The 21,853-nt window shown below is 35.4% G+C and carries 16 protein-coding genes and 4 pseudogenes; 17 read left to right on the top strand and 3 right to left on the bottom strand.

Features of this window, described 5'->3' with window-relative positions; translation table 11 throughout:
- Positions 1-3 precede the first annotated feature (3 nt).
- The 4 genes from infB (at position 4) to OPR57_RS06010 (ending at position 4,275) form a co-directional block, all read left to right on the top strand.
- Complete coding sequence (gene infB / locus OPR57_RS06025; RefSeq protein ID WP_265036279.1) at positions 4-2,328, top strand: translation initiation factor IF-2; 2,325 nt, start codon at positions 4-6, stop codon at positions 2,326-2,328.
- Between the two features lie 9 nt (positions 2,329-2,337).
- A complete protein-coding gene (locus OPR57_RS06020) occupies positions 2,338-2,745 on the top strand; it encodes a ribosome-binding factor A (RefSeq protein WP_265036278.1) in 408 nt (135 codons plus the stop codon).
- Between the two features lie 3 nt (positions 2,746-2,748).
- Positions 2,749-3,606, top strand: a complete 858-nt coding sequence (gene ubiA / locus OPR57_RS06015; RefSeq protein ID WP_265036277.1) for a 4-hydroxybenzoate octaprenyltransferase — start codon at positions 2,749-2,751, stop codon at positions 3,604-3,606.
- A 519-nt stretch (positions 3,607-4,125) separates the two neighbouring features.
- Positions 4,126-4,275: a hypothetical protein gene (locus OPR57_RS06010; protein ID WP_265036276.1), complete on the top strand. Its 150-nt coding sequence runs from the start codon at positions 4,126-4,128 to the stop codon at positions 4,273-4,275.
- 372 nt (positions 4,276-4,647) lie between these two features.
- Here OPR57_RS06010 and OPR57_RS06005 read toward each other — a convergent pair whose 3' ends face one another.
- From OPR57_RS06005 to OPR57_RS05995, 3 genes and pseudogenes are all read right to left on the bottom strand, one after another.
- Positions 4,648-5,667 (bottom strand): IS110 family RNA-guided transposase, encoded by a 1,020-nt coding sequence (locus OPR57_RS06005; protein ID WP_265037507.1) that lies wholly within the window; start codon positions 5,665-5,667, stop codon positions 4,648-4,650.
- A gap of 256 nt (positions 5,668-5,923) precedes the next feature.
- Positions 5,924-6,259 (bottom strand): annotated as a pseudogene (locus OPR57_RS06000) (phage distal tail protein, Rcc01695 family); the annotation flags it as partial.
- Positions 6,260-6,453: 194 nt separating this feature from the next.
- Positions 6,454-7,215 carry a DsbA family protein gene (locus OPR57_RS05995; RefSeq protein ID WP_265037580.1) on the bottom strand — a complete coding sequence of 254 codons (762 nt, stop codon included), beginning with the start codon at positions 7,213-7,215 and terminating at the stop codon, positions 6,454-6,456.
- Positions 7,216-7,559: 344 nt separating this feature from the next.
- Between OPR57_RS05995 and OPR57_RS05990 the strand changes: the two genes are divergently transcribed.
- The 13 genes and pseudogenes from OPR57_RS05990 to OPR57_RS05925 all read left to right on the top strand — a co-directional run.
- Positions 7,560-9,029: an AAA family ATPase gene (locus OPR57_RS05990; protein WP_265036274.1), complete on the top strand. Its 1,470-nt coding sequence runs from the start codon at positions 7,560-7,562 to the stop codon at positions 9,027-9,029.
- An 18-nt stretch (positions 9,030-9,047) separates the two neighbouring features.
- Entirely contained in the window at positions 9,048-10,526 is a 1,479-nt protein-coding gene (locus OPR57_RS05985) for a UbiD family decarboxylase (RefSeq protein WP_265036273.1), read from the top strand.
- A 60-nt stretch (positions 10,527-10,586) separates the two neighbouring features.
- A complete protein-coding gene (locus OPR57_RS05980; RefSeq protein ID WP_265036272.1) occupies positions 10,587-12,119 on the top strand; it encodes an MBL fold metallo-hydrolase in 1,533 nt (510 codons plus the stop codon).
- A gap of 245 nt (positions 12,120-12,364) precedes the next feature.
- Positions 12,365-13,384, top strand: coding sequence for an IS110 family RNA-guided transposase (locus tag OPR57_RS05975; RefSeq protein ID WP_265037507.1), 1,020 nt, complete (start codon positions 12,365-12,367; stop codon positions 13,382-13,384).
- Between the two features lie 8 nt (positions 13,385-13,392).
- A pseudogene (locus tag OPR57_RS05970) lies at positions 13,393-14,679 on the top strand (DUF4815 domain-containing protein); the annotation flags it as partial.
- 20 nt (positions 14,680-14,699) lie between these two features.
- On the top strand, positions 14,700-15,905 hold the full coding sequence (locus OPR57_RS05965) for a hypothetical protein (protein WP_265036271.1): 1,206 nt from the start codon (positions 14,700-14,702) through the stop codon (positions 15,903-15,905).
- Entirely contained in the window at positions 15,905-16,090 is a 186-nt protein-coding gene (locus OPR57_RS05960; RefSeq protein ID WP_265036270.1) for a hypothetical protein, read from the top strand. Before OPR57_RS05965 ends, OPR57_RS05960 begins: the two co-directional genes overlap by 1 nt.
- A pseudogene (locus tag OPR57_RS07875) lies at positions 16,087-17,515 on the top strand (hypothetical protein). Before OPR57_RS05960 ends, OPR57_RS07875 begins: the two are co-directional and overlap by 4 nt.
- A 22-nt stretch (positions 17,516-17,537) precedes the next feature.
- Positions 17,538-18,095, top strand: a complete 558-nt coding sequence (locus OPR57_RS05945; RefSeq protein ID WP_265037578.1) for a hypothetical protein — start codon at positions 17,538-17,540, stop codon at positions 18,093-18,095.
- A gap of 11 nt (positions 18,096-18,106) precedes the next feature.
- On the top strand, positions 18,107-19,297 hold the full coding sequence (locus tag OPR57_RS05940; protein WP_265036267.1) for a phage tail sheath subtilisin-like domain-containing protein: 1,191 nt from the start codon (positions 18,107-18,109) through the stop codon (positions 19,295-19,297).
- 11 nt (positions 19,298-19,308) lie between these two features.
- A complete protein-coding gene (locus OPR57_RS05935) occupies positions 19,309-19,815 on the top strand; it encodes a phage major tail tube protein (RefSeq protein ID WP_264706158.1) in 507 nt (168 codons plus the stop codon).
- An 82-nt stretch (positions 19,816-19,897) separates the two neighbouring features.
- Positions 19,898-20,155: a phage tail assembly protein gene (locus OPR57_RS05930; RefSeq protein WP_250777628.1), complete on the top strand. Its 258-nt coding sequence runs from the start codon at positions 19,898-19,900 to the stop codon at positions 20,153-20,155.
- A gap of 109 nt (positions 20,156-20,264) precedes the next feature.
- Positions 20,265-21,131: pseudogene (locus tag OPR57_RS05925) on the top strand (phage tail tape measure protein); the annotation flags it as partial.
- Between the last annotated feature and the right edge of the window lie 722 nt (positions 21,132-21,853).

The following is a 21,853-nucleotide window of genomic DNA, read 5'->3' as shown; positions in this document are numbered from 1 at the left end:
AATATGAATAATGAAGATATCAGTAATAAAAAATTAACGCTCCAAGGCTTAAGCAAGCTTAAATTAGACCTCAATTTAAACTCTTCAACTAGCCCAAGTACCGGAGCTACAATAGTAAAAAAAAGAAGAAAAAAATCTCATGATGCAGAAGAACATAATTTATTTGACGAGAGCAAATTAGGTTCTTTAACAGAGAAAGAACAAATTTTCCGTATTAATGCTGTGCAGAATGCTGCTTTGCTGAAAGAAAAAAATCAGAGAGAAGAAAAAGAGAAAACAGCAAAAGAAGACAGCAATAAAGAGATTGACGAGAAAAATGAAGCGGACACTTTATCTAAAGAAATAAATAAGCAAGTTTTAAGTGATACTCACTTAGTTGAACTAAAAGAAGATAATATTGACTATGAGGGCGACGATAAAAAGTCTTCTAAAGTCAACAAAGATATATATTCTAAGCATTCTAAACTGGTAATTGCACAGGCAATAGATGAAAAAACTGAACAACCCCCTGTATTTAAGCAAAAATTTGGTATAAGAAGTAGAAAGTCAAAGTTTATCAAGGGTAAAAATATATCAAGAGAAGTTATTATACCAGACAAAATAACTATCAGGGAGTTATCTATTCGTATGGCAGAAGATAGCAAGAGTGTGCTAAAAATGTTTAAAGAAGAAGTCGGTGAGAGTTATAGAGTAGATGATCTGGTGGATCCAGATATAGCATGTGAAATAGTGGAAAAATTTAATCATACGGCTAAACGAGTGAGCGATACCAACAGAGAAAAAGATTTATTTTTTATAGAAGGCAGAGAAAGCCTGCCTAAAAAACCTAAACCACCAATCGTCACTTTTATGGGACACGTCGATCATGGTAAAACCTCATTGCTCGATGCATTTCGTGAATCTAATGTTGCAGAAAGAGAGTCAGGTGGCATAACTCAACACATAGGTGCTTATCAAATAACGACAAAAGATAAGCAAAAAATTACCTTTATTGATACACCAGGACATGAAGCGTTCACTGCGATGCGTGCACGTGGTGCCAATATTACTAATATAGTTGTAATAGTAGTTGCAGCTGACGATGGAATCATGAAACAAACAGTTGAAGCAATAAATCATGCAAAAGCAGCAAATGTTTCTATTATAGTTGCTATTAATAAAATTGATAAATCTGAGCCTGGTGATGCAGAAAAAATAATTAATAGTTTGCCTCAATATGATCTCATTCCTGAAGAGCTTGGTGGTGATGTTATGATTATGCCAGTATCAGCAAAAAAGAAAACTAATTTAGATAAACTAGAAGAGGCGATTTTGTTAATCGCTGAATTAATGAAGCTAGAAGCAATAGAAGATTGTCGAGCACTTGGATGGGTAATAGAATCCAAAATAGATAAAGCGAAAGGAATATCAGCTACATTGATAGTTGAGGAAGGAACGTTAAAGGTTGGTGATATATTGGTAGTTGGTACAACATACAGCAAAGTACGTAGTATGGTTAATCACCTTGGTCAAAGAGAAAAAGCAGCACTACCCTCCGCTCCAATTGAAATTACTGGTCTAAATGGTGTGCCAAATGCTGGAGATAAATTTGTTGTTGTAAATTCTGAAAAGCAGGCGCGTGAAATTGTTGAATACAGGCTAGAGTTAATCAAGAAAAAGAAAGAAGATTTGGGCGACAATAATTTAGATATATTCAGTCGTAATAACAGCGAAACAGAAGAACTATCTGTAGTTTTAAAGTGCGATGTAACTGGTTCTATTGAAGCAATATCAAGTTCAATTGATAAACTCGGTAAAGACCAAGTGAAATTAAATATCCTACACAAAGCAGTAGGAGGGATAACAGATTCAGATGTGCTGCTTGCAGAAGCATCAAGTGCAGTAATTTTAGCTTTTAATGTAAAAGTGGACTCAAAAATAAGGGACTTGGCAAAACAAAAAGGTGTAGAAATACATACTTATAACATAATATACGAGCTCATTGACGACATGAGAATGTATTTAACTAAAATGTTAAAGCCTGTTACACGAGAGGTTCGTGTTGGCTTTGCATCTGTGAGGCAAATATTTAACGTATCTAAAGCTGGTAATATCATTGGATGTTACGTAAGTGATGGAGTCATAAGAAAAGATTCTTTAATCAAGGTAGTGCGTGGTGGCAAATTGGTGCATGAAGGAAAGTTAAAAGCACTACGTAGATTTAAAGATGATGTTAAAGAAGTAGGTGTAAACTTTGAATGCGGAGTATCACTAGAAGGTAATATCGATATTAAAGTTGGAGATATTTTAGAAGCTTATCAATTAGTGCAAGAAGAAAGGGTGTTATAGTAGCTGGATATGAAAAAGGAAATTAGAAACCTAAAAATAGCATCGGTATTGCATAGAGCAATATCAAGAGTCCTAATGGAAGGTAAGGTGTTCAATAAAAATGTAGCGGTATCTGACGTAAAATTAAGTAAAGATTTGAAAAAAGCAGATGTATATATTGTGTTATCTTCATTGAATATTCAAGTAGCTGACTATTCAGATCCAGAAAAAGGCATGTGGTCACACACTAGAGATCCTTCTGAGAATAATTGTGATATTAACACTGTTGTTAATGAAATGAACCAGTCTGCATGGTCAATACGTAAATCTATATTGTGTTATGTTGATTTGCGATTTATACCTGAGTTAGTTTTCAAGCCTGATTTAGCGTTCGATAATTTTGTTAATGTAAGCAAAATATTACATAATCACACTTAATTAATGTATTTCAACCATTACTTTTCATTAATGAGGTTGCACAATTTAACTCCTGTTTGGCTTGCGCTATTTCCTAGCTTAAGCGGTATTCTTTTAGCCTCAACTTCTCTATCGTATCAGGCTTTTTTTCTCCTTATTTTATTTACTATAGGTGCATTTTTAATGAGACCCGCAGGGTGCATAATCAATGATATCTTCGATAGAGAAATAGATGCGCACGTTGAACGAACAAAATATAGGCCACTTGCAAGTGGTGCATTAAACATAAAGCAGGCTTTGGCTTTACTTTCACTGTTACTGTCTATTGCCCTGGTAATCTTATTATTAACTAACAAGACTACACTTATACTTGGAATAATTTCAATGTGCATGATAGTTATCTACCCCTTGCTAAAGCGTTACGTTTGGTGGCCACAATTGTTCTTAGGGTTTACCTTCAATATGGGATCGCTCATGGGCTCAGCAGCAATAACAAACCAGATCAGCATAGAATCCTTGCTGTTTTATATAGGATGTGTCTTTTGGACACTTAGCTATGACACCATATACGCTCATCAAGATAAAAAAGATGACGAAAAACTCGGAATGAAATCTACCGCATTATATTTTGGTGATACAACAAAATCTTGGTTGAAAAGATTTTATTTAATATCTCTTATGGCGTGGCTATATGCTGGTATCTTATCATCATTAAATAACATTTTTTATATTGCTCTACTTACTGTAGGGTTCATATTTCACCGCCAATACAAAAATTTCAATCCTGACGATCCCAGTCAATGCATGTCCATATTTAAAAATAATTCCTACGTAGGGTTGCTTCTCTTTTTTGGCATCCTTTTAGATAGAATTATCACCTAGGTCTCAAGAGTTTTTGCTCTAATGAAGTCAATAAACTCAGGTAGCTCACAGAAACGAAAAAATTACTTTACAAGGTTTGCCAGCCCCCTTATCATGACAGTGAAGCTATTGTATTTGCTTTCGCCAATCTGCAGATTAAAAGGTAAGGATTACTTAATGTATCGGCGTCTTATGTTCAATTTTTTGCAGTATATAGATACTGTATGTCTTTACAAAACTTTATCTACATCTAGATTTTTATCTAAATAAGCTGAACGCGCTTATAAAGCGTTACAAGACATCAAAAAGTGCCAATACTCGACAGAGATAGTAAAAGACTAGCTAACTCGGGGATTCTTTGTCTTTTTTTCTGCTTAGTAAACTTCTTAAACATTTGCAGCGTAAGTTAGTTGCAATTAAAAGCAGCTTAATCTTGCTTGTCAAGCGTTTAAAACATAAAAAACGCCAATATTTTAAAGCGGATAATAACCCCAGGGCTTCTTTTGCCTTTTTTTTCATTTGGTAAATTTCTTAATGTTTGTGGCTAACATGAAGCTAAGTACGAACTTTGTTAAACATAACAAATGGTGTTATCCCAGTGCTCCTGTGATGTCATTCCAGTGCTCCTTTTTTGTCATCCCAGTGCCCAGACACTGGGATCTAGCCTTTATTATGCAGCCACTTGGTTGAAATTAAGTTTTCTGGATCCCAGTGTCTGGGCACTGGGATGACAAAAAAGGAGCACTGGGATGACAGGAGAAGGAGGCTACTGGGATGACAAGAGAAGGTACTAGCCTGACAACCGTCATCCCACTACGTGTTAGCGCCGCGGCGGTATAGCTATAGGATGACAAAAAAAAGGGCACTGTGACGTACTTAAATCACAATTATCAGTTAATACTAATCGCGGCATTACAAAAAACGCCAAACTTTTTCTGCTTTTATGCAAGAAGTCTAGTCCATATATTCTTCCCACTTCTCCTTAACCTTTCCAATTATTTCTTCGCTCACTTCAAACTTTTGAGTTATTACATCAATCAACTATAAACCCTACTTCTATGATTATTGTCCAGTAGAAATTTCAAATTTTGTGAAATCTTTAAAAACCCAGTCATTTTTAAGAGTATAGAAAATAGTTATAAGAAATTTCCTAGCAGTAGCAGTTATAGCTTTAGCAGAACCACGCTTCTTTTTTATATGTTCATAAAAACTTTTCAAGTAAGGACTGTAACGTACAGCAATCCAAGTACATTGAACTAAAGAAGTACGCGCTATTTTTGACCCTCGTTTGGTAATTCTTCCAATTGTACATTGCTGATTAGATTGAGAAACTCTTGGTACAACTCCAAAATATGCAGTAAGTTTCTCAGGTCTACGGAAATCATTAATGTCTCCAATTGTTGCAATAAAGACAGCTGCAGAAATTGGACCAATTCCCTTTATGCTGATAAGATTGCTGAACCCAGGAAGTTGTTTAGCAAAAGCTATAATTTCCTTTTCAAGTTTTTTAAGGCTTTCTCGGATAGCTTCTAAATGATAGCTAATCACTTCAATTTCAACTTTTTCTAAAGGCTCCCAATTATGCTTTTGAGTAGCACGTTCAAATCCTACTTTAGTTGTAAGTACTTCTTTTTTAATTTTTATTCCATGATAATTAAAAAGACCATGAACTTTATTGATTAAAGATACCCGTGACTTTACTAACTGATCTCTCGTTTGAAGAAGAGAAGCTAACTGCTGGCATTGTTTGTTTTTGCACCTTGCCTCAGGCAACATATCTTTGCTTAGAAAGAAAGCAATAGCTCGCGCATCATGCTTATCTGTTTTGTTCACAGAGCGACGAACAACTTCAAACTGTCCAGGAGCAATTATTACTATGCGTTTAACGTAAGGTGAAACTGCATCATAAAAGAAACAGCTGTTACCTGTTGCTTCTATGGCTACTTCATATGTTTCTTGAAGATCTTTGGTGAAATTATCCAAGTCTTTTAAGCGAAACGTTTGAATATGCTCAGGTTTCCCTTCTTGTAAGTAACAAGCAGTAAAACTATTGGTATGTAAATCAACTCCAATGTGACGCATATTTTTTCCTCCAATTGCATATTTCAATATATCAGAGTAGAATATTGCCGGTTGTTCCAAACTCCTATACGAGGTCATCACATTTTGTGAGCCTCACGATGATTTTCGGTGGCAGGGGCAGTTAATCTCCCCCACGAAGTCTTCTTTCTACTCCCTGGGCAGAAAGTGCTTCAGAAAAACATCCAACCTGCCACCTATCCACTCTGAGAAGTTATTATCTTCTCTTGCTTCCAACCAAGCAATACTTATTCATACCATCTTCCCCACTTACATAAGTTTTGATTAGCTGAAAAGTCGTTTTTTTGTTATCTCCTATACCAATCTTTTGATTAATGGCTATAAAATCTGACCAATCCTTAAAACGAAACCATATTGCTTTACCTTTTCGTGCATGAAAAAATGTTATTAATTCTAATAGCTGCTCGTTTGATCTGACCCCGTAAGCTATGTTGTATCTAGTGCGTGCATGAGACCAATTGATGTTGCGCTGTTCACAACCGTTATGAGTTGTTACAACGTCAGTGGAAAATTCCGGTCCTCCAGTGGAACCATAAGATATATTTTCTGGAAATCTAATTTCTGTGAATGACATATGTCCTCCTGTGAAAGTAAAATAGTTTGGTTGAAGAAAATGTTGTAATTTGAAAGCGTTTCACATAGTAAATGACGCTATGGAAAGTGGATGAGACCACTAAGATAATACCTTAAACTGCTGTCACACCCACAATTACTATACTCAGGTTCATTTGAGTTGTCAAGCAAAAAAATAAAATTTTATGGCAAACTTTAACTAGCCTTGCTTGTGACTAATTCATCTACTTTTTTGCGTAATACATTCAAATCAGTTGCTCCTACAAACAGACTATCCCCAATTATTAAAAAAGGTGTACCACCTACTCCCAAATCTCTTACTAGGAGCTTACTGCCATTTATCATTTGCTCAATTTTGTCTGCATTATTTTTCATGGAACTATTAAAATCATCCTCATCAATCCCTATGCTTTTCACTATATCCAATATGCTTTCGTCTGAAAATCCTCCTTTGTGACTTAAAGCAGAATAGTGAAAGTCGAAATATTTTTCTTTATCAATAAAGTAAACAGCTAAAGCGCTTTTTGCTGCCCTTAAAGAGTCATTACCAAGTATTGGAGCATCCCTAAAGATATACTTAATTTTACCGTCGTTAATTAACTGCTTTATATCATTCTTCATAGCTTTGCAATATCCACAAGAATAGTCAAAGAAGCCTGCAGCTACAACACTACTATTTTCATTTCCGGAGTAAGGATAAGTAAGGTCAAATATTTGATTCTTGTATTGTGAAATTTTACTTTTGGCCACATTATCTCGAGCAGCGTAACTACTTTTAATCGACTCCTCTTTGAGAGTTTTTACGATCTTATCAAAATTTCTACTTATATAATTATCTAATTTCTCACCTATATAATCATCTTTTAGCATTTGGCTGCGATGTGAAAGCCAATTGTTTATTACTGGTAAACTTGCTACTGCCAGTATAAGGATCAATAAAAACGATATTCTAGAGATACAATTTATTTAAAAACCTACAACATAAAACTTTTAGTACACATTTATCTGTATATTAAAAGAAGCATCTAATGTTAATATATAAAAACATTTATATCAAGTGTATTTTATAGCCGGTTTTGCCTCGAATACAAACTTTACATACAATGAAAACTAAGCACGTTACCACAAAGTTCATCAGAAGACTTGGTGATGCAAGTGACCAAACTACCGTCAGAATAGCCAATTATGAGATGCTCTATCTTTTACCGCCGCGTATAACAACTGTAAACATGGCGGTAAAAAAAAAGTTGATCATCTTATAACCGCCGTGTATAATGCTAACAAATGCGGCGGTAAATTATATGAGTGAACCAATAATTGGTAGAGAAAAGGAAATAGCCATTCTAGAAAGTAAGCTTCTCTTTTCCCCATTTGCTGAGTTTATTGCAGTGTATGGTCCGCGTCGTGTAGGTAAGACGTACCTAATAAAACAATTTTTCAGTAAACATGCCGATGTTTTATTTGAACAAACAGGTCTTAATAATGGTACTATGCAGGAACAACTTGCAATTTTTACACAGTCATTATCAAATACTTTTTATAAAGGTGCAAAAATGGCTTTGCCTGAAATGTGGCTAGATGCATTACAACAATTAACACTTGCTATTGATAACACACATGAGAATGAACACATTGTCTTATTTTTTGATGAACTTCCATGGTTAGCTACGAGAAAGTCTCGTTTTCTAGAAACGTTAGAATATTTTTGGAATATACATTGGACAAACCGAAAGAAGCTTATCTTGGTTGTATGTGGTTCAGCAGCTTCTTGGATGTTGGAAAATATAATTTATACCAAAGGGGGGTTGCATAACCGCATTACCGCAAGGATACCTTTGCAGCCTTTTAACTTACGTGAAACTAAAGAGTACCTAAGATATTTAGGAATCAACCTTAATCACCAGCAGATATTACAGATCTATATGGCTATTGGAGGAATACCAGATTACCTTAAGGAAGTAAGTAAAGGATTATCAGCAGCACAAAACATTAATATGATCTGTTTTCAGAAGGGTGGTTTGTTATTTGATGAATTTGATATGTTGTTTCACTCCTTGTATGAAGAGCCAGAGACATATCTAAATATCATTCGTGCGATTGCAAAAAAGCCAAAAGGGATAAGCAGAAAAGAACTTATAAAAACGACTAAAATCACTGAGGGTGGTCGCTTAACTGCTAAATTAAGGAGTTTAGAAGAAGCAGGATTTATTGGTGGTTTTTTACCATTGAACAAGGGAAAGAGAGGAGTATATTACAGGGTAATGGACGAATATGTATTATTTTATCTAACGTGGATTGAGCCGTTTAAGGAAGTAACAAAAAGGGCAATAATAAGTGATGCTCACTATTGGGAGTTAGCAATAAAGAAACCAGCTTGGCAAACATGGACAGGGCAAACACTTGAAGCAGTGTGTTTTAAACATGCCAATGTAATTAGAAAAAAATTAGATATAGAGCATATAGCAGTTATATGTGGAGATTGGCAATATCAACCGAAAAAATACAGTAAAGAGTCTGGTGCTCAAATAGATCTAGTTTTCGATCGAGAAGATGGATGTGTAATGCTCTGTGAGATAAAATATAGTGATAAACCTTATACAGTAACAAAGGAATTTGTCGAACAATTAAAAAGAAAAGAAGCAGTTTATAGAGAAAAAACGAAGTCAAAGAAGCAAATATTCTGGGTGTTAATTGCTGCAAATGGAGTTTCTGAGAACCAATATCTAAAAGATACGATACATCATGTGATTACACTAGAAGACTTGTTTTAAGTTATTTTAAATTTTAATATGTACAACAACTTACGCGACTTCATCAAAGCCTTAGAAGAAAAAAAAGATCTGATTAGGATTAAGGAGGAAGTTTCAACAGTTCTTGAAATGACAGAAATTCACCGTAGGGTTTTGTCAAACAAAGGGCCAGCGATCATTTTTGAAAATGTTGTCACAGAAAATGGTAAAAATTCGATTCCTGTTTTGGTGAATTTATTTGGTACTATTAAGAGGATTGCATGGGGGTTGAACATAAATTCTGATGAACTAAGAGATCTTGGTAAACTTTTAGCATTTTTGCAATCACCTGAGCCGCCAAAAAACTTTAAGGATGCTATAAAAATGTTTCCTTTGTTGAAAGTCGTGTTATCGATGCGAAGCAAAGTCGTGAGCAAGGCTCCATGTCAAGAGGTAGTGCTAACCGGAGATGAAGTGGATCTAAGTCTACTGCCCATTCAAACATGCTGGCCAAATGAACCTGCACCACTTATCACCTGGCCGATTGTGGTAACGAAAGGACCCACGAAAGAAAAGCAAGATAATTTTAATCTTGGAATATATCGTATGCAGGTTATAGATAAAAAAACAACACTAATGCGTTGGCTTGCACACAGGGGTGGCGCAACTCACCATAAGCGTTGGAAGGAAGAAGGCAGAGATATGAAATTTCCTGCTGCTGCTGTGATCGGTAGTGATCCTGCAACGATTATTGCTGCGGTAACTCCAGTGCCAGAAACATTGTCAGAATACCAATTTGCTGGACTACTGCGAAAGAGGCCGCTTGAGCTTGTAAATTGTAAGACTGTTCCACTTCAAGTACCAGCTCACGCGGAAATCGTTCTGGAAGGCTATGTGAGCCTCAATAGATATCAAGATGAAGGACCATATGGAGACCACACTGGTTACTATAATTCTGTTGAGCAATTTCCTGAATTTAATATTACTGCAATTACTATGCGTAAAAATCCAATTTATCTCAGCACTTTCACCGGCAAGCCACCTGATGAAGCATCGATTCTTGGTGAAGCACTCAATGAAATTTTTGTGCCCATTCTTATTAATCAATTTCCAGAGATAGCGGACTTTTATCTGCCGCCGGAAGGTTGCTCATATAGAATAGCGGTAGTGTCGATAAAAAAATCCTATCCAGGGCAGGCAAAAAGAATTGTTATGGGCATAATTTCTTTTCTAAAGCAGTTTTTATACACGAAGTTTATTATCGTTGTTGATGATGATATAAATATACGTGATTGGAAGGAAGTGATGTGGGCAATATCAACGAGAATGGACCCTGTGCGTGACACAATCATGATAGAAAATGCACCTATTGATTATTTAGACTTTGCTTCCCCTGAAAGTGGACTTGGAGGTAAGATGGGATTTGATGCGACAAACAAAATTCCGCCTGAAACCAAACGAGAGTGGGAAAAGAAAATTGAGATGAGTGAGGAAATAGTAAGAAAAGTCACGGAGAAGTGGGAGGAATATGGACTTTAGTTGCTAAAAATTTGAAAATATGATATACCATAACGTTTTGTTCATAGTTAGGTAAATGTTGTGGTAAGTTCTCAAAAGCACCAAGCTCATGTTGATTGTAATTACATTGATGAATTACAAGACAAATTTAAGGATGTAAAATTTGAACGCACTGGAAAAACTAAGGGTAGGTACATTACTAATCTTGGCAATAAAAGTACATTAAATGATTTGAGGATTTTTATAGAGACACAAATTAAAAGGATACTTAGGAGTCTTTTTGCCCCATTTATATCAAAGGCTGTGAAGAATAAACTATCTTACTTTTCTCAAGAAGAAAATAAAGATAAAGTTTATAAGTTTGATGATATTCAAGATTTACAGGTGGGAGAGAAATACGCCATCCAAAATGTGGGTCATGCAACTCAGTTAATTCAAATTCCTGGATTTAATATTTTGACAGATCCAGTATTTAACGGTTTAAGCAGGTTATTTTATCCAGAAAAAATAACCTCTCACCCTAACATTGAAAAGTTACCTAAAATTGATGTTATCATAATCTCACACAATCACCGTGATCATGTAGACAAAAATTCGTTAAAAAAACTATTAAAATATTATAAAACAAAACATTGGCCTCAACCGAAGGTATTTGTACCTATGGGAGATAAAAAATTATTCAAGGGTTTTGGATTTAATCAAGTGGAAGAAGTGGAGTGGTATACAAAAATTTCTGTTACCAAAGATATTGATGGAACAAACAAAACAGTAAATTTCGTTAGTATTCCTGCAGATCATCGTTCTGGTAGATCTGGTATTGACCATCACAAGTCTTTGGTTGCTGGTTGGGTAATAAATCCTGAACAAGAAGATGTAATATTCAAGTATTCAGGAGATACAAGATCTTTATCTGATGAAAATCAACAAGCAACTGATGCAGTGTTATGGAATGAAATCAGAAGTAAGAAGATTAATAAAGAAAAAAGTGATGAAAATGTGAAAATCCCGAACATTGTTTGTTTGGAGCCAAGTGGTCCGAACTATACACGCCGTGATATGGATGTAACTCATCAGTCTACTTCATACAGCGCGCTTTTGAAATTTGTAGAAGCTAAAAACCTTGCTAAACTGAGTGGAAAAAGTTCTCAGGAGTTTTTGCAGACAATTCAAACTGTAATGATGTATCATAATAAATTTGAGCTTGGACCTGATAGGTTTAATGAAGGTTTGTTTGTGCTAAAAAAGTTACTTAAGTATTTGGATCTAAGTGAAGAAGATTTAAGTAAGGAACTTGCAAGGCAAGAAGGAAAGTTGAAGCAGAATCTTGATAAGGAAAGATTGAAGGAAAGCACTCCTCTTGTAGCAAGACCTATTGTTGCAATTCTGCCTAAACAAACATCATTATTAGTTCATTCAAAAGACTTCATAATTAAAGAAATCACAAAGGTAACTGAAAAATTGGAAGACATAGATAAAGAGCAAGTCAAGAAGCACCTGATAGAGAGTACCATATTTCCAAAAATTGGAGAAAGATTAAATGATGAACAAGTTGTAAGTTCAAGATTTAATCCAGAAGATGTACAAAAATATAGAGGGGGGAGATGGTATGAATAAGTATTGCTTGGTTGGAAGCAAGAGAAGATAATAACTTCTCAGAGTGGATAGGTGGCAGGTTGGATGTTTTTCTGAAGCACTTTCTGCCCAGGGAGTAGAAAAAAGACTTCGTGGGGGAGATTAACTGCTCCTGCCACCGAAAATCATCGTGAGGCTCACAAAATGTGATGACCTCGTATAGGAGTTTGGAACAACCGGCAATATTCTACTCTGATATATTGAAATATGCAATTGGAGGAAAAAATATGCGTCACATTGGAGTTGATTTACATACCAATAGTTTTACTGCTTGTTACTTACAAGAAGGGAAACCTGAGCATATTCAAACGTTTCGCTTAAAAGACTTGGATAATTTCACCAAAGATCTTCAAGAAACATATGAAGTAGCCATAGAAGCAACAGGTAACAGCTGTTTCTTTTATGATGCAGTTTCACCTTACGTTAAACGCATAGTAATAATTGCTCCTGGACAGTTTGAAGTTGTTCGTCGCTCTGTGAACAAAACAGATAAGCATGATGCGCGAGCTATTGCTTTCTTTCTAAGCAAAGATATGTTGCCTGAGGCAAGGTGCAAAAACAAACAATGCCAGCAGTTAGCTTCTCTTCTTCAAACGAGAGATCAGTTAGTAAAGTCACGGGTATCTTTAATCAATAAAGTTCATGGTCTTTTTAATTATCATGGAATAAAAATTAAAAAAGAAGTACTTACAACTAAAGTAGGATTTGAGCGTGCTACTCAAAAGCATAATTGGGAGCCTTTAGAAAAAGTTGAAATTGAAGTGATTAGCTATCATTTAGAAGCTATCCGAGAAAGCCTTAAAAAACTTGAAAAGGAAATTATAGCTTTTGCTAAACAACTTCCTGGGTTCAGCAATCTTATCAGCATAAAGGGAATTGGTCCAATTTCTGCAGCTGTCTTTATTGCAACAATTGGAGACATTAATGATTTCCGTAGACCTGAGAAACTTACTGCATATTTTGGAGTTGTACCAAGAGTTTCTCAATCTAATCAGCAATGTACAATTGGAAGAATTACCAAACGAGGGTCAAAAATAGCGCGTACTTCTTTAGTTCAATGTACTTGGATTGCTGTACGTTACAGTCCTTACTTGAAAAGTTTTTATGAACATATAAAAAAGAAGCGTGGTTCTGCTAAAGCTATAACTGCTACTGCTAGGAAATTTCTTATAACTATTTTCTATACTCTTAAAAATGACTGGGTTTTTAAAGATTTCACAAAATTTGAAATTTCTACTGGACAATAATCATAGGAGAAATATTTGTGATTAATGAGGGCAAAGCTCATGTTGATGGCTATGAGATTGAACTTCCTCACAGTATTCGTGTTTCTTTTGATGAAGATCCTAATATAAAATCAGTTGAATCAGAACCACATACTTTTCAGCCAAATAGCCAAAGGGTAATGGAACTGAAGGTTAATGATTTTCCAATCAGTGAAATCAAAAAAGTAGATATAACTATTCAAAAAACAATTACAATTACTCACGGTTCATATTCTGGAGTTATTGATCCGATACCTGACTCTGCAGTACTTGAGATTATTCAAGTTAAACAAGGCAATGTTATTTATGAAAACAGCATAGATTATAAACTAAACGCAGGAAACGTTGATTGGTCACTACCAGGTAAAGAGCCAGCTCCTGGAAGTAGTTACCTGATAACCTATCGCTGTCGTACTCATGTAAGTCCTGAAGATATAAGTGAAGAGGGATGCAAAGTAAAAGGAGCAGTTGATAACAGCTTGGTTTTGATTGATTACACCTGGAAAATGCCACGTTATGATTTAATCACTATAGATGCAAAAGGCGCAATAAGAAGGATAAAAGGCATAGCTCACCCTTGGCGACCATCGATGCCTAAAGCCCCCTCTGGACAACTTTTGCTCTGCTACATTCATCAGACGTGGAAAAAAGGCGAAAAAGAAGGGGTAAAAATAGTGAATAATGCTATTCATGCTGTACCGATGAATGAGCTTGAAGCAATGAAAAAAGGAATAAATGATCTTTATGCGCTAGTTGCAGAGGAACGTTTACGCAGTGATGCAAATTCAAGAGAACCTACCACCAAAAAAGGAGTATTTGTTGACCCATTCTTTGATGATGATATGCGTGATCAAGGAATTTCACAGTCTGCAGCAATAGTAAATAGAGAGCTAGTTCTGCCAATAGATGTAGAAGTTGCAGATATTGAAAAAGGTGGGGAAAGATATCTTTTGCCGTATGAACTTGAGCCGGTATTGGAACAGCTTTTACAGACTAAAAGTGAAAAAATTAATCCGTATCAAGCTTTTGATCCAGTACCAGCACAAATTACTTTAAATAAAAATATTGATCACTGGACGGAGGTAAAAACAAATTGGAAAAGTCCAGTAACCAGAGTATTTAATGTTAAAGAAACAACAGAGCTGCTGTCAAGTACCTCATACGAAACTGAATTTATGCGAGAAGCAACTCAAAATTTTGAGATTGAAGGTTTTGCAGCTGGTGAAAAGCTTAAGGAATTAAAGTTTGATGGAATTTTTATTCAACCTCAAGCATAGAAAATATTTGAAAGAAAAACATGATCGCAACATTTATTGCTGATAACAGAGGAAAAATAAAAGGAAGATTTACTGTACCAAGAAACATTCCTGCTGGGACTAAGTTAGTGCAGTTCTTCGGTGATAAAGGCAGTTATGGAGAAGCAACTTATACTGGTAAAAAAACAATTACCATAGAGGAAAGAAGAAGAGTTATCGCAGCAAGAAGAGTTGATCCTTTAGCCCAAACATTTACGCTAAATGAGAGCAGACACATAGGAGGCGTGGAGCTATGGTTTATAAATAAAGGCAAAAAACGTGTTGTTGTGCAGATTAGAGAAACAGCAGTGGGAATGCCCTCGCAGACTGTCATTGCTGAAAGCTATATTGAGCCAAAAGGTATAAAGATAGATGGCACAGCAACACGTATTACTTGGTCTCCTGTCTGGTGTGAAGCTAGCAGAGAATATGCGATAGTTTTACTTACCGATGATGCAGATACTGCAGTAAAAATTGCAGAGCTGGGAAAATATGATTCGGTAAATAGCAGGTGGGTAACAAGCCAGCCTTATCAAGTAGGAGTATTACTGTCATCTAGCAATGCAAGTACTTGGACTCCACATCAAAATTTAGATTTAACGTTTCGATTACTAGCTGCAAAATTTACCGAAAGTTCTCACGTTATTGATCTGGGAAAGGTTACAGCAAACAATACTTCAGATTTAATAGTTTTAACAAATGTTGAAAAGGTAGCATTTGATACCAATGTAGAGTTTATCTTAACAGATGAAGAGGGAAAAGAAAATTTTCTTTCTGATAACTTGCCGCTTGCACTGCGTGAAAGAATAAATGGGGAACTAACGATAAAAGTAAGCCTAAAAGGAGGGCAAGAAAAAAGTCCAGTGCTATATCCTGGGTTACAGTTAGTTATGGGTAATCTTTCAGAGTCCGGAGATTATGTTACAAGAAGCATTACAGCAGGAGCTAACACCAAAATTACTATAACATATGATGCGCTGATACCTGGCACTGCAGACATTAAAACTTATGTAGAGAAAAACGTGGGAGGAGGAGAAAAATGGCAATTAGTAAATTTAATATCAGGAAAACCAATTGGAGAAAGCTGGGTGGAGAGAACTCATGTACTATCAAATTTTAGTGCTAATGAGACGAGGGTAAAATTGGTTTTAAGTGGAACGGTTGTTTATCGTCCTAAAGTCAAAAATCTTAGAGTAATAGTAACATAATGAATATTGACCAAACCAAACGAGGATATCCTTTGCCTCATCCAAAAAATATTGCGGTGGAAGATGTAGTACGTATTCGAAGAGCTATAGAAAAAATAGATGAAGATATCACCGAAAGAGAAGATGAACTAAAAAATAATTTTAAACGATTTAGATTTGAAACTTTTTTGAATTTTTGGGAATGAAAGAAGCAATAGAAGCGTTACACCAAAGGATAAAGGATTTAGCAGCAAATAGCACACCTGATCAGCTTGCATATCTTGCAAAATCACTGGAATTGATAGCAGATAAAAAAGCTATTTCCAATATTGTGCAAATGGCTAAAATAAAAGAAATAATTGATGCACTACAAACAAGACTTAAGGATTTAGCAGCAAATAGTACACCAGATCAGCTTGCATATCTTGCTAAAGCATTGGAATCAATAGTCGACAAAAGTGCAGTTTCTGAAATTGTACAGATGACAGATGGTAAGCTAAAAGAACTTCTTGATAGTACAAAAAAACACTTAACTGATCTGGATACTAAAAAAGCTAGTTCTTTAGCAGTGATCTCTGAATCAGAGAAGCAGTTATTAAAGAGAATTGATGAAAAAGGAACAACAAATTTATCACTACTTGATACGAGAAAGAATGCCAATATTGCAGCAATAAATAGCATTAGTAACAGTCATAAAGATGGTCTTAAAGGTTTAGTAGAAGATTTTCGTGCTGTTAATAATGTACCATCTGGCTCATCAATCATTAGGGAAATAGAAACTCGAATTAAAAACATCCCTGATAAATGAGATAAAAACTCGGGATGAACAGTTAAAAGCGTCTCTTATAAATGAAATAAGAAAGCGCAATATGGTTGAACCAGGGTCATTACCTTTCTTATTTGGTGTACTTGGCAGAAAAAATAATTACTTTGGCCACGGAACTTTTATGACAGAGCTTGGAAAGTGGAGTAGTGATATAACAAAAACAGACTATATGTTGCAACTACTAGCAGGTAGCCATACATACGATACAGATTACGTTAGTTTTTATCGGCCAAGACAACTCAGTTTTATAGAGGGAAATAAAGGAACATTTATTTATGGAGAGTTATGCACAAAAAGTTTTTCTGGTAGTTACGATGAGATATACTATTACCCATATGCTGCACTTGGAGTAGTGTTTGTAAAAAATACAACAAATGTGAACATAAATAAAACAATAGAATTTGTTGGATCATCATACTCGAGTACGGAGTATGGGGGTGTAGGATTATTTGTGGGAACGCCAGACAATACCGATAAATCAAGAATTTCGAAAATAGTATGGAAAAATGTTTACCAATACACGAGTTCTGATAGCAAGTTAGCCGGATCTGGTAATGTGGAGATTCCAGCAGGAAAAACAGTTGCAATATTACTTTACACATCATCTTACCTGTATTCCAGAACAAAAGTTAGTCAAGGTATGCTTGCGTCAAATTATGTACACAACTATGGTCAATTTATTCAGTGGGGAATTTATAACATACGTAGCAATTTTCTAACTACAGGACTTGAAGTAGATGTGGAAAGGACTCTCAGGGCTTGGCAATGCCCAGGATTAGATGCCACCCACAAAATCTGGAATTGATACTAGAAAACGGAGAAAACCAATGCCAATTTATATTAGATTTGAACATAACAAACAAGTAGAAACAACGACGCTTAAAAGCAAACCAGCTGGAAATGATTGGTATGAAGCGCCAGAAAATTTTGAATGGCAAAAGAGTTATTGTCTAACGGAAGGAGGAGAAATTGCTCAGCGTACTAAAGAAGATATACAAAAGGAGTCACTGGATAATGCGAAGCTCTGTGCATTTGACAATATTCGTACTCATTTTAATAACTTTACTAGTAGATTCTCAGGGCACTCTTATCAAAAGGCTAAGTCGTACGAGATTCAAGCAAAAACCGCGGAGAACATTTTAACAACACAAGAATCTATAGATGAGAAGGATGCAGCAATTATAGAGCCTTTAGCAAGAGTGAGAGGAATTTCAGTAGTAGAGATGGCAAAAATAATTCAAGAGAAGGCAAAAAAAGCAGTAAAAGAAATAATGAAATGTGAAGAATTGGAAGACATCGCCAAGAAGAAAATTAAAGAAGTCAAAAGTGAAGAAGAGCTACAGACTTTGCTCGATGATTTCAGGAAAAAAATGCAAGAAAGTTAAAAAGGGAAGAAATGCCAGAAGAATTTTTACACGGAGTAAAGGTTATTGAGGTAACTTCAGGAGCAAGATTAGTACGTACAGCTAAATCATCAGTGATAGGTGTAATTGGTACTGCCCCTGAAGCTGATGAGCAAAAATTTCCACTGAATAAACCAGTACTGATAGCAGGAAGCTTAAAGGAAGCAGCAAAGCTTGGAAAGAGTGGAAGTTTACCTTCTGCAGTAAATGGAATATTTTCCCAAATTGGGGCAACAGTAGTAGTTATTAGAGTTAAAGAAAGTGAAAACAGCGATTCAAAGCTCAAAGAAAGTGAAACTATTCAAAATATAATTGGCGGTGTTGATAAAGAAACCGGAGAATATCAGGGAATCGAGGCATTTCTCAGCAGTGAAAGTATAGTTCATGTGCTACCTAGAATACTAATTGCACCTCAGTTTACTCATCAATTGCCTGAATCTGAAAATCCTAAAAACCCAGTAGTAGCAGCTTTGATAGGAGTAGCAGAAAAGCTAAGGGCAATAATAGTTGCAGATGGACCAAATACCAATGATGAAGAAGCCATAAAATGGAGAAAAAGTGTAGGTAGCTCAAGAGTTTACGTTGTTGACCCATGGGTTAAGGTGTTTATTGAAGGAAAAGAAGAAATTTTGCCGTCTAGCCCATTTGTAGCTGGTTTAATAGCGAAACTAGATAGCGAACAAGGATTTTGGCATTCACCTTCAAATAAAGAAATAAACGGTATTGTTGGCACAAGCAGGCCTATTGATTTTAGCTTAGGTTATGCAAATTGCAGAGCAAACCACTTAAATGAAAATGAAGTAACAACGATAATTCATCAAAACGGCTATAGGCTTTGGGGAAATAGAACATGTTCAAATGACTCAAAATGGGCTTTTCTGTCAGTGAGAAGGACTGCAGATTTAATCAATGATAGTCTACTTCGAGCTCATTTATGGGCAGTTGATCGCAATATCACCAAAACTTATATAGATGATGTGATTGAGGGGGTGAATTCTTATTTGGCCAATTTAAAAGTACAAGGAGCGATTATTAGCGGAAAATGTTATGCAACTCCAGAGCTCAATACACCAACAAATATTGCAAGCGGGAAAGTATATTTTGATTTCGAATTTACACTACCATATCCGGCTGAGCAAATAACATTCAAATCTCATCTCGTAAATAATAGTGTAATAAGTTAGGAGAAAGCAAAGTGTTACCGAAAATACTGAGAAATTTTAACGTATTTGTTGATGGCCGGGGTTATGCAGGAAAAATAGATGAAATAACCTTGCCGAAGCTTACCATAAAAACCGAAGAGTACAGAGCTGGTGGTATGGATATTCCAATAAATATTGATATGGGCATGGAAAAGCTTGAAGCAGATTTCACTTTTTCTGAATACGATACAGAACTCTTTAGGCTATTTGGTCTAATAAATGGGAATTCAGTTTCTTTGACACTCAGAGGTGGAATGCAAGGGAGTGGTAGTAATGATATTGAAGCAGTAATAATCAATTTAAGAGGCATTTTTAAAGAGTTTGATTTTGGTAACTGGAAACCTGCTGAAAAAGCAACGCTGAAGTGTACTGTAGCTGCTCATTACTATAAACTTACTATAGGTGGTAATGAGTTAATAGAAATCGATGCTGAAAATATGATTAGAAAGATAAATGGTGTTGATCAGATGGCACTACTTCAAACGGTGCTTGGAATATGAAGATTTTTAGAATTCTATTTTTTAGATGTTGATCAAATAGTTACAACATTTTACAAGATTTTATTTTTTATAGGAGAATTTTATGCAAACTATAACACTAAACAACCCAATAACAGTTGATGGTATTTCTGTCTCAGAACTTACCGTTAGACGTCCAAAAGTTAGAGATTATCTAGCTATTGAGAGACTTAATGGTAGTGATCTAAGTAAGGAAGTAACTTTGACTGCCAATTTGACATCAGTTGCAAAAGAAGCGATTGAAGAGTTAGATATTGCTGATTATGTGAAAGTGCAAGAGGTATTAAAGGATTTTTTTTCACCAGTTATTCAAAGGACTTGAGGTCAGAAGTATTAATGTTCAGCTCTGTTGTAGGGGGCGGGGTTGAGCAAATACTTGAAATGGAAATTAATGAATTTATCCTATGGAATGAAGCAGCGAGGAAGGTACAATGTCAACGTTATCTATAAAAATTGGAGCAGTCCTAGATGGCAGTTTCAGTACTGTAATAAAAGGAAGTAGCAGTCAACTTACTCATCTTGGTGAGAATATAAGAAAGCTTGACTTATCTTTAAAATCAGTATCAAAGTTTAAGCAGTTAGGTCATGATGTTTTGACTAGCAAGAGGTCATGGAAAGGCTTTGAAGATCAAGTAAAATCTTTAGCTAAACAAATGAAGGCAATAGAGAAACCGAGCAAAACTTTAAAAGCAGAATTTGACAAGGCCAAAACCTCTGCAATAAAAGCAAAAGAAGCATATTTGAAAAAGAGAGATGCTTTGCATTCATTTAATGAAGAAGTAAGAAAAAGTGGAAGAAATATTAAGTCATTAGTAAGCGACCAATATAAACTTGGCTCGTCCATTGAAGCGCTGAAAGGCAAGTATGGTAAGCTTGGATCTGCAATACGTAGTCACCAAAGTTTTTTAGCAAGCAAAGCACATTTTAAGTCAAAAATTATAGAGACTATTGGGCTTGGACTAACGCTTGCAGCGCCAGTTAAAGTTGCTATTGATTTTGAAAGTGCTATGGCTGATGTTACAAAAGTAGTTGATTTTAAAAAGGGAACGAATGAAGCAACTAAATTTGCCAAAGGGTTAAAGGAAATGTCAAGAACAATACCATTATCAGCCGCAGAATTAGCACAAATAGCTGCAAGCGGTGGACAGCTTGGTATCAAGAAAGAAGACCTTTTTAATTTTACAGAAACAGTGGCAAAAATGTCTACAGCATTTGATATGTCTGCAGAACAAGCAGGAGATTCTATAGCTAAACTTTCTAACGTTTATGGAATTATAATTTGTAATATCAAGGGTATATTGATTACCTTGACCCAGCCCTATTTTTAAAGATAAAGTATTATTAGTCGAGGAATAAGATATTTCATCACAATCATCTAGCAGATTAGTTTCCGGAAAGATTACAGTTCCCGTTCCTTTTACATCAATTTCTGAATATAAATCTTTAGCCTCGTAATCTGTGGTTTTTATATAAAAGGTATAATCATTTTCTGCACCTGTAACTTTAGTGTATGGCGCAATAGCTACTTTTTTACAATTATCAACTGTATCCTTCTCATTTTTGCTCAAACCTCCACCACTATTTATAAAGACGTCACGATTATCGTTTCTAGTAAGGCGCCTAGAATTATATGTACATAAAACATTATCTGTCTTATTTTGCCTTCCAATATAGCTATACCTGAAAGCATCGACATTGCTATCAACATAATCATTGATCAATCGATGAAGATTTGTTGTTAACCTTAAAAGACCGGGAGCGTTAGGTCTAAAACGATAGTCAATTTTTGCTTGTACAAAGTCGTATTCTGTTGATTGACTTAGGTCAAGTATATTAGTAGCATTACTTCCACCAATAATTTTACCCGAAAAACCTCCAGGTTTCACAAGAATAAATTTGTTAACAGTATTATTACCACCAGTTATTCCTGTCTTTCCTCTAAAAATCAAGAAGTAGTTATTTAATGTATTACTTCCAACAATGGTACCTTCATCTATGCTTTCTAAATTATAAAGAATTA

The organism is Wolbachia endosymbiont (group A) of Anomoia purmunda (genome assembly GCF_947251545.1).
Taxonomy (GTDB): Bacteria; Pseudomonadota; Alphaproteobacteria; order Rickettsiales; family Anaplasmataceae; genus Wolbachia.
The sequence above is the reverse complement of the archived record's forward strand: the minus strand, read 5'-3'. Positions and strand labels throughout refer to the sequence as shown.

What these genes read in the sequence shown, in the direction of transcription:
- infB (WP_265036279.1), top strand. Translation starts at nt 4, where the DNA reads ATGAATAATGAAGATATCAGTAATAAAAAATTAACGCTCCAAGGCTTA.
- OPR57_RS06020 (WP_265036278.1), top strand. Translation starts at nt 2,338, where the DNA reads ATGAAAAAGGAAATTAGAAACCTAAAAATAGCATCGGTATTGCATAGA.
- ubiA (WP_265036277.1), top strand. Translation starts at nt 2,749, where the DNA reads ATGTATTTCAACCATTACTTTTCATTAATGAGGTTGCACAATTTAACT.
- OPR57_RS06005 (WP_265037507.1), bottom strand. Translation starts at nt 5,667, where the DNA reads ATGCGTCACATTGGAGTTGATTTACATACCAATAGTTTTACTGCTTGT.
- OPR57_RS05990 (WP_265036274.1), top strand. Translation starts at nt 7,560, where the DNA reads ATGAGTGAACCAATAATTGGTAGAGAAAAGGAAATAGCCATTCTAGAA.
- OPR57_RS05985 (WP_265036273.1), top strand. Translation starts at nt 9,048, where the DNA reads ATGTACAACAACTTACGCGACTTCATCAAAGCCTTAGAAGAAAAAAAA.
- OPR57_RS05975 (WP_265037507.1), top strand. Translation starts at nt 12,365, where the DNA reads ATGCGTCACATTGGAGTTGATTTACATACCAATAGTTTTACTGCTTGT.
- OPR57_RS05965 (WP_265036271.1), top strand. Translation starts at nt 14,700, where the DNA reads ATGATCGCAACATTTATTGCTGATAACAGAGGAAAAATAAAAGGAAGA.
- OPR57_RS05960 (WP_265036270.1), top strand. Translation starts at nt 15,905, where the DNA reads ATGAATATTGACCAAACCAAACGAGGATATCCTTTGCCTCATCCAAAA.
- OPR57_RS05945 (WP_265037578.1), top strand. Translation starts at nt 17,538, where the DNA reads ATGCCAATTTATATTAGATTTGAACATAACAAACAAGTAGAAACAACG.
- OPR57_RS05940 (WP_265036267.1), top strand. Translation starts at nt 18,107, where the DNA reads ATGCCAGAAGAATTTTTACACGGAGTAAAGGTTATTGAGGTAACTTCA.
- OPR57_RS05930 (WP_250777628.1), top strand. Translation starts at nt 19,898, where the DNA reads ATGCAAACTATAACACTAAACAACCCAATAACAGTTGATGGTATTTCT.